Source organism: Acinetobacter sp. SA01, from assembly GCF_011319235.1.
Classification (GTDB): Bacteria; Pseudomonadota; Gammaproteobacteria; order Pseudomonadales; family Moraxellaceae; genus Acinetobacter.
This window is the reverse complement of the sequence record NZ_WXXM01000022.1, coordinates 37795-45905: the sequence shown is the minus strand read 5'-3', so window position 1 is coordinate 45905 and position 8111 is coordinate 37795. Positions and strand designations below refer to the sequence as shown.

Below are 8111 nucleotides of genomic sequence, written 5' to 3'. Positions count from 1 at the left end.
GTAATTTCTACCATCAATCAATGAAAATAATTTCGATCAATCAACCAGTAAAAATCCACACAAGTTGTTCTTCATAATCTCTTAATGATCTTTCTAATACCTCGTCAGTATTAGAAGCTGGACTTTAATAAACTTAACAACTTAACTTAACACTTTGTGCTTCGTTCGTTTCCGTCTATCTCGTCGGTATGGGGTGCATTCTAGAGGATTTCAGAATCATTGCAACCCCCAATTCACTATATTTTTCACGTATGTCTCTTTTTTCTACGAAAATTGCCAAAAAATCGCTTTTTTATCTAAATTTTGAGCATTTTTCTTAAAAAAATAGCGGATTCATTGTGATTCAAATAAAAACAACCCATTTTTTTAAGACCTGATAGCGATCAAAAAACTACGGAATTCCAATAAAACCGTAAAATTCCTTTTCACTATAAAGGATTTTTTAAAGCTTTCTCTGATTACAGACGATATTTTGCTCTTTTCCATCCGACTTATAGATATACAACACTTTATTCAAAGCAGCTTTCTACTTTTAGACAGATTTTTTGCGATTTAAAATGAATCCGTTATCTCTCCATCTCATTTTCAACCACAAAAAATGAAGAGTTCATAAAGATTGAACAGCCTATTCAGATAGATTAAGCCACATAGGGCGAGTCATTACGCCCCAACCAGTAATACATGACTTCTGCAATCATTTCTTTCTTCCCCTTATAGTCTTCAGCAGCAAATAATAATTTAGCCCGACGCGGTAAGCGTTCTTTAACCAATGAAAATAAAAGATAGTGAGAGGCAATATCTAATCGCTGTAATAAAGCATAGGCTTGCTCAAAAGATTCCTGCTTCTGTTCAGGCGTATCGTATTCAAATAGAAAACGTAAAATAAAATCGATTTCCTGATCAAAAATATCCTTAGTTTGGTAATGATACATAAATAATGCTTACCCTCTTTTTTTATGACTTTTATAAATATTTTTGAGATTCCATATCTCAAGCACGCTAATGATGGGATTCAATCTCAGCATTCATACTGCAGTCTAGCCCGTATTTCAAGCAAATGAAAAACGCAACAGTCCAATAAAAAATCAGCAGCAATCGTGGAAATTCAGAAATAAAAAAGGAAGAGATCTCTCCCAAAATCTCTTCCCTGGAGTTGAATCTTTATGTGATCCATCGTGTCATTATTATAGTTATCTACAAAAATTTAAAAAAAGCCTCTTGGGGAAGAGACTTAAAATTGTGGAGTTATTTTTACATACCCTCTAGATATGTTTCTACACAATGTCTAGATGAATAAATCTTAAACATAAAATATGACAAAATCAAGACAATTGGAAAAATTTAAGTATTGTTTTTATAAGCTTTTTTTTGAATTTCTATATTTATAGAATTCATATATAACTAAAAAAATAAAAGCAGGCCAAAGCCTGCTTTTATTTCAACAACTTAGAATAATACTCAGTCTACAAAAGTCACTTTTGCAATTGCTTTTTTGCTGGCTTGAACGATCAAAGTCACATTCTCTTTCACAGAAAAATTACCATCAACCACATTCCAATCTACTTTAACAGCGCCACGACCGATCGCATCTTTGGCTTGAGCCGCATTTTTAGTTAAACCCGCAGCACGTAAAATAGAGGTAATAAAGATTTCACCACCAAATTCGCCACGTGAAATGGTCACCTCAGGTGTTCCTTCAGGCAACTCACCTTCGGTAATCAGGTTACCCGCACCTTTATGTGCAGTTGCCGCAGCTTCGGCACCATGGAAACGCTCAACCAATTCAAGTGCAAGAATCTTTTTCACTTCTTGCGGATTACGACCTTCAGCCACTTCTTTTAACAGCTGCTGGATTTCTTCAATCGACCTGAAGCTTAACAAATCAAAATAACGCTCGATCAGGGAATCGGGCATTGAAAGGACTTTTTGGTACATCGCACCCGGTGCATCAAACACTGCAATGTAGTTACCTAAAGATTTAGACATTTTATTCACGCCATCTAAACCTTCAAGAATCGGTACCGTAATACAGACTTGTGCTTCCTGGTCATAACGACCTTGCAGGGTACGCCCCATCAACAGGTTAAAGGTTTGGTCTGTCCCCCCCAACTCTACGTCAGCATGTAATGCGACCGAGTCATAACCTTGCACCAATGGATATAAAAATTCATGAATCGCAATCGGTTGGTGGCTGTTATAACGTTTGGTAAAGTCATCACGTTCCAGCATACGTGCTACAGTCTGCTGTGAAGCCAGCTGGATTAAATCAGCTGCAGTTTTTTGAGCAAACCATTCAGAGTTGAATACCACCTTGGTTTTAGCCGGATCAAGAATTTTAAATACTTGTTCTTGATAGGTTTTTGCATTTTCCAGCACTTTTTCACGTGACAATGGCGGACGTGTTGCACTTTTACCTGTTGGATCACCGATCATGGCGGTATAGTCACCAATCAGGAAATAAACTTCATGCCCCAAATCCTGGAACACTTTCAATTTATTAATCAGAACCGTATGACCCAAGTGCAAGTCAGGTGCAGTTGGGTCAAAACCCGCTTTAATTTTAAGCGGACGATTTTCTTTTAATTTCTTCAGAAGATCTTCTTCAGAAATAATTTCATGCGTGCCTCGTTGAATGAGGGCAAGTTGTTCTTCAGCCGGCAGGAAATTTGACATCACAAAACCCAAACACATCAGTTATTCAATTTGTGCGATATACTAACACTTTTTCAGCACATTGCAGGCTTAAGAATAATCATGACAGCGATCTATATTGGGGTAATGACCGGCACGAGCATGGATGGTGTCGATATTGTTGCTGCTTCTTTTGATCCCTTACAGCTTCATGCGACCCTCACTTTGCCATTTGATCCCGATCTTCGTGACGAACTGATGGCACTCACCCTACCGGGCGACAATGAAATTGACCGTATGGGCAAAGCCGACGTTGCCTTAGCCAGCATGATTGGTGCAGGGATTAATACGCTTATTGAAAAGAACCATTTAGATCGTAGCCAAATTAAAGCCATCGGTTCGCATGGACAAACCATACGTCACCGTCCTGAACATGGCTTCACCCTGCAAATTGGTGATCCCAACATCATTACCGAAATGACGCAAATTCCGGTCATTTCAGATTTTCGTCGTCGTGATATGGCGGCTGGCGGTCAAGGTGCCCCTCTGGTTCCTGCATTTCATCAAGCCTTGTTTCAGCATGACAGCATTCATCGTGTAATTCTGAATTTAGGCGGAATTGCCAATGTCAGTATGCTGCCTGCCGGCAAACCCGAAGCAGTATTTGGTTTTGACACCGGTCCTGCCAATATTCTTATGGATGCCTGGTGTCAGCGTTATACTGGTCAGTCCTATGATGAAAATGGCAACTGGGCAGCATACGGACAACCCATTCGCAGCCTGCTGGACCGCTTGCAGGCGCATGAATTTTTCTCCAAAGAACCACCAAAAAGTACTGGCCGCGAAGACTTCAACCTGGAATGGCTGGATGAACAGATTCTCGACTGGCGTAATGACCTTGAATATGACGAGTTAGAAGATACCCCTGAAAATGTTCAGGCGACCTTAATGAAACTGACCACCCGCGCCATTAAAAAAGCTATTTACCGTTCCGACATGGATACCGGTGAAGTTTATGTCTGCGGTGGCGGAGCCTATAACTCGAACCTGCTTGAACAATTGCGCTGGCGTTTACGCAAACACGAATGGACAGTACAAACTACAGCAGATTTAGGGCTGAGCCCAACCTGGGTGGAAGCAACTGCTTTTGCCTGGCTGGCTATGCGCTTTGTGAATCAGCAAAGTGGTAATCTGCCTGCAGTCACCGGTGCGGCTGGCTATCGTATTTTGGGAAGCATAACGGCCGTCTAAATATTTTTTAATGCAAAGCTTCAGCATAAAAAAGGTCTGCTTGATGCAGACCTTTTTATTTTTATACGTTTATAGCGCTATCTATTGCATCATTTTTTTAGCATTTTCACTGCGCAAGGCATTTAAAATTTGTTGTCCAGCTCGTCCGGTTGGGCTAAGCCCCAAACGAATCTGTTCCTGACGGATCGCTTGACGGGTTTTATCCCCAATAAGGCCATCTACAGTACCAATGTCATAACCGCGATTGATCAAGAATTGCTGAATTTCACGACGTTCTGCACGTGATGTTCCTGCATCATCGGTGGGCCAGGTTTTACTAAAGCCGGCACTCTGACCCTGTAAGCGATCAGACAAATGTGCAATCGCCAGAGCATAACTTTCCGCAGCGTTATAACTATATATGGCATCGAAGTTTTTAAAGACTAAAAATACCGGGCCATTTGCACCCGCAGGTGTCATTAAACCTGCAGCACTGCTGTCAGATAAATTGCCTTGAATCAAAGGACTGCCATCCGCACGAACTACACCACGACTCATCCAGCTGCTTAAAGCCTTTTTATTGCGACGGCTTTCACCCGCAATAGACATGCCTTCCGGAATTCTGACTTCAAAGCCCCAAGGCATGCCAGTTTGCCAGCCGCGTTTTTTCAGAAAATTGGCGGTTGAAGCCAGAGCATCTGTAGTACTGGACACCAGGTCACGGCGTCCATCGCCATCAAAATCGACAGCCAACTCATCATAAGTAGAAGGCATAAACTGGGTATGGCCAAATGCCCCTGCCCACGAGCCTTTCATTTGCTGTTCGCTTAAATCACCGCGCTGCAAAATTCGCATGGTGGTAAAAAATTCGCCACGGAAATACCCCTGGCGACGCCCTTCACAACTTAAAGTTCCCAAAGCCTGCAATAAAGGATAGCTTCCGGAAATATCGCCAAAGTTACTTTCTACACCCCAAACCGCCACCACGGTTTCAGCCGGCACCCCATAGGTGGCTGCAACACGATTTAACACCTCTCGGTGCTGGGCCAGTTTTTGTTGCCCCAACTGTACCCGCTCTTCATCAACCAGACCGGATAAATAGTCCCAAATCGGGGTCGAAAATTCAGGCTGATAATTCAATTTATCAATCACAGAATAATCAGGCGTTAAATTTTGCGTATAGCGATCATAGGTAGAGCTACTCACACCCGAAGTTATGGCTTGACTACGTAAGTTTGCCAGACATTGCTGAAAATTATTTTGCGAAGTCAAAATTTGATTGGCTGGTGGGGTTGAAGTGACTGTGACAGGTTGACCATTAATAATCAGCTCAGCATTGGCTTGAGTCATGGCAAGGAAAACTGAACCTAAAACGAAAGCTAAGCGCTGCATAGTATCCTTTACGATCTTTGAATTTAAATTATGCTTTTACCATACCACCATCAGCACATCGTTTCTGAATCAAATCGTAAATTTAAATTCATTTTCTTCATTTTAAATTCATATTTTACTTTTAAATTTAAAAATTTTATCCACAGGCTTTATTTTTAGAATTTTTTAAATTCAAAACATAAGGAAATATGAATTTAAATTCATTATTTCAAATTTAAAGCAAAGTTTTAAATTCAAACGGCTTGTGGATAAGTTAATTCTGACCGTTTTTATAATCTTAGAAAGCTCATACTTTAAATTTAAAATCCTACTTTTTAAATTTAAAAGTTTAAATTCATTTTCTGCTCAAATACTTTGAATTCATATTTTTTTAAATTCAAATGCACGAGTTTAAATTTAAATTCATATTTTGAATTTATTTTTATCTTTTGAATTTAAAAATTTCTGCATTGTTTTACGACAATAAAACTAAAATACAGAACCATTCTATTTGTTTGTTTTTTATGCAGTATATTTATAAAGCATTGTATAAATTACACACAATTATTTTTATTCTGTTCCGATAAATGGCGCATTCTTGAAAAGAGGCGCAATCATGCCCGAAGTGCAGGCATAAAAAAAGCGATCATTGGCATGACCGCTTTTTTATCATTCAAACTTGGGTTTAAATGCTCATATCTTCGCTAAGTGCCAGTGGATTCGGCAAAATTTTCGCCAATGCACGGCATAAAGTAGTCAGTTCAGCACTGTCATTTGGCATCAAGGTGATATGGCCAATTTTACGACCTTCACGCTCAGTCTTGTTATAAAGGTGCAAATGAGCGCCATTTAAAGCCAAGACATCTTCAGATTTAGGATGTTGACCAATAATATTGATCATCACCGTTGGACGAACCACTTCAGTTGAACCTAAAGGTAAGCCCGCCACCGCACGAATGTGGTTTTCAAACTGCGAGCAAACAGCACCTTCAATTGACCAGTGCCCCGAGTTATGCACACGTGGTGCCATTTCGTTGGCATACAAGCCCTTGTCAGTGACAAATAGCTCTAGCGTCAACACACCGACATAATTCAAATGATTCAGCAGGCGAGTGATGTAGTCTTGTGCCACAGGCTGTAAATCGGCGCTGTTAGGTGCAGGCACAATTGAGTGCGACAAAATACCATTATGATGGTGGTTTTCTGCCAATGGCCAGGTTTTCACCTCACCGTTTTGACCACGTACCGCAATAATCGATACTTCACGTGAGAAGGTCACAAAACTTTCTGCAATCAGTGAACCAGCCGGACCAAGCTCAGCCCATGCCTGATCAACCTGATCTACAGAACGCAGCACAAACTGACCTTTACCGTCGTAGCCACCTGTTGCCGTTTTCAAGACGATTGGCAAACCCAGTTCAGCAACAGCCACTTGTAAGGTTTCTAGCGAATCGACTGCCTTATAAGGCGCAACTGGAATCTCGAGTTGATCGAATAAAGCTTTTTCCAGCAAACGATTTTGCGCAATAGCCAAAGCCTGACGCGGCGGGTGTAATTGTTTTTGCTGGGTTAAAATATCCACATCTGCAAGCGGGGTATTTTCAAACTCCAGACTAAATACATCTGCACTTTGAATAAACTCATTTAAACCATTTTCAGCTTGGCTTGAGATGACCTGACCCAGCGCTGCAGAAGGGCAATCTGTATTGGCTTCAAAGAAAGTGCATTGAATATTCAGCGGTAGGGCAGCTTGTGCCATCATACGGCCGAGTTGACCACCACCAAAAATACCGATGGTTTTATCCATAACGTGTGTCCCGTTTTAAGCTTGGCTTTAGATTTGACCAGGAATATTTTTGCTCGCCACTTTTTCAGTTTGCGCAGCACGGAATTCAGCAACATTTTTGGCAATTTCAGGACGTGTTAAACCTAAAATTTGTGCTGCCATAATGGCTGCATTGGTTGCACCGGCAGGACCAATTGCCAATGTACCGACTGCAATACCGGCAGGCATTTGCACGATTGAAAGCAATGAGTCTACGCCATTAAGAATAGAAGATTTCACTGGTACACCCAGAACCGGTAAGTCGGTTTTTGCTGCACACATGCCTGGAAGATGCGCTGCACCGCCAGCACCGGCAATAATCACCTGAATACCACGTTCACGTGCTGTTTCAGCATATTCAAATAAACGGTCTGGGGTACGGTGTGCAGAAACAACTTCCGCTTCAAATGGGACGCCAAGCTGTTTCAGCATATTGGCAGTGTGTTCCAGGGTTGCCCAGTCAGATTGGGAACCCATGATAATTCCAACGAGAGGTTGAGTGTCTGCAGCAGCCGCATTCATTGCAAATGTTCCATAAACGAATGTAAGGAAGGATAAATCTCGACAAGAGCCAAGTTTTAAATGAATCACAAGCTCGCTATTATAGACTGATTTTTCATCTCACCAAAATTTAACAGCGCAAGCAGGCGGATATTTTCAATTTTTTTATAGAAATAGCTAAAAATAGGGCAGTGGCCAATTTATTGGCTACGAAATACAAAATAAACACATCCCACCAAACAGAGACCTGCCCACAAATAATCCAGTTTAAAGGGCTGTTTAAACAGAAAAATCATAAAAGGTACAAAGACCAGCAAGGTCACCACTTCCTGGGTAATTTTCATTTGTCCCACGGCCCAGCCTTGTTGTGCAAGCAGACGGGTGGCGGGAATCATAAAGCTGTACTCCAGCAGAGCGATCAGCCAGCCGAATAAAATCGCTTGCCAAAGCGGAGCTCCATGTAAAAATTTAAGATGACCATACCAAGCCAAAGTCATAAAGCAGTTGGAAATAATTAAAAGCAGCAGGGCAAAGTACATAGTCAATTGATCTG

General features: G+C 41.2%; 7 protein-coding genes. 1 reads left to right on the top strand and 6 read right to left on the bottom strand.

Annotated elements, in window-relative coordinates:
* Positions 1 to 638 precede the first annotated feature (638 nt).
* Both GTU69_RS15120 and tyrS read right to left on the bottom strand, forming a co-directional pair.
* Entirely contained in the window at positions 639 to 932 is a 294-nt protein-coding gene (locus tag GTU69_RS15120) for a hypothetical protein (RefSeq protein ID WP_166171690.1), read from the bottom strand.
* A gap of 526 nt (positions 933 to 1458) precedes the next feature.
* On the bottom strand, positions 1459 to 2691 hold the full coding sequence (gene tyrS / locus GTU69_RS15115; protein ID WP_166171688.1) for a tyrosine--tRNA ligase: 1233 nt from the start codon (positions 2689 to 2691) through the stop codon (positions 1459 to 1461).
* 63 nt (positions 2692 to 2754) lie between these two features.
* On the opposite strand from tyrS, the gene GTU69_RS15110 reads away from it, so the two are divergent.
* The gene (locus GTU69_RS15110; RefSeq protein ID WP_166171686.1) at positions 2755 to 3882 is read left to right on the top strand and encodes an anhydro-N-acetylmuramic acid kinase; all 1128 of its coding nucleotides are present in this window, start codon (positions 2755 to 2757) and stop codon (positions 3880 to 3882) included.
* An 81-nt stretch (positions 3883 to 3963) separates the two neighbouring features.
* Here the strand turns inward: GTU69_RS15110 and GTU69_RS15105 are convergent, their stop codons facing one another.
* The 4 genes from GTU69_RS15105 to GTU69_RS15090 all read right to left on the bottom strand — a co-directional run bounded on the left by GTU69_RS15105 (position 3964) and on the right by GTU69_RS15090 (position 8097).
* Positions 3964 to 5253: a lytic murein transglycosylase gene (locus GTU69_RS15105; protein ID WP_166171684.1), complete on the bottom strand. Its 1290-nt coding sequence runs from the start codon at positions 5251 to 5253 to the stop codon at positions 3964 to 3966.
* Positions 5254 to 5917: 664 nt separating this feature from the next.
* Complete coding sequence (locus GTU69_RS15100; protein ID WP_086197604.1) at positions 5918 to 7039, bottom strand: 5-(carboxyamino)imidazole ribonucleotide synthase; 1122 nt, start codon at positions 7037 to 7039, stop codon at positions 5918 to 5920.
* A 27-nt stretch (positions 7040 to 7066) separates the two neighbouring features.
* Positions 7067 to 7579, bottom strand: coding sequence for a 5-(carboxyamino)imidazole ribonucleotide mutase (gene purE, locus GTU69_RS15095; RefSeq protein ID WP_166171682.1), 513 nt, complete (start codon positions 7577 to 7579; stop codon positions 7067 to 7069).
* Between the two features lie 179 nt (positions 7580 to 7758).
* Positions 7759 to 8097 (bottom strand): DMT family protein, encoded by a 339-nt coding sequence (locus GTU69_RS15090; RefSeq protein WP_166171700.1) that lies wholly within the window; start codon positions 8095 to 8097, stop codon positions 7759 to 7761.
* Positions 8098 to 8111 lie beyond the last annotated feature (14 nt).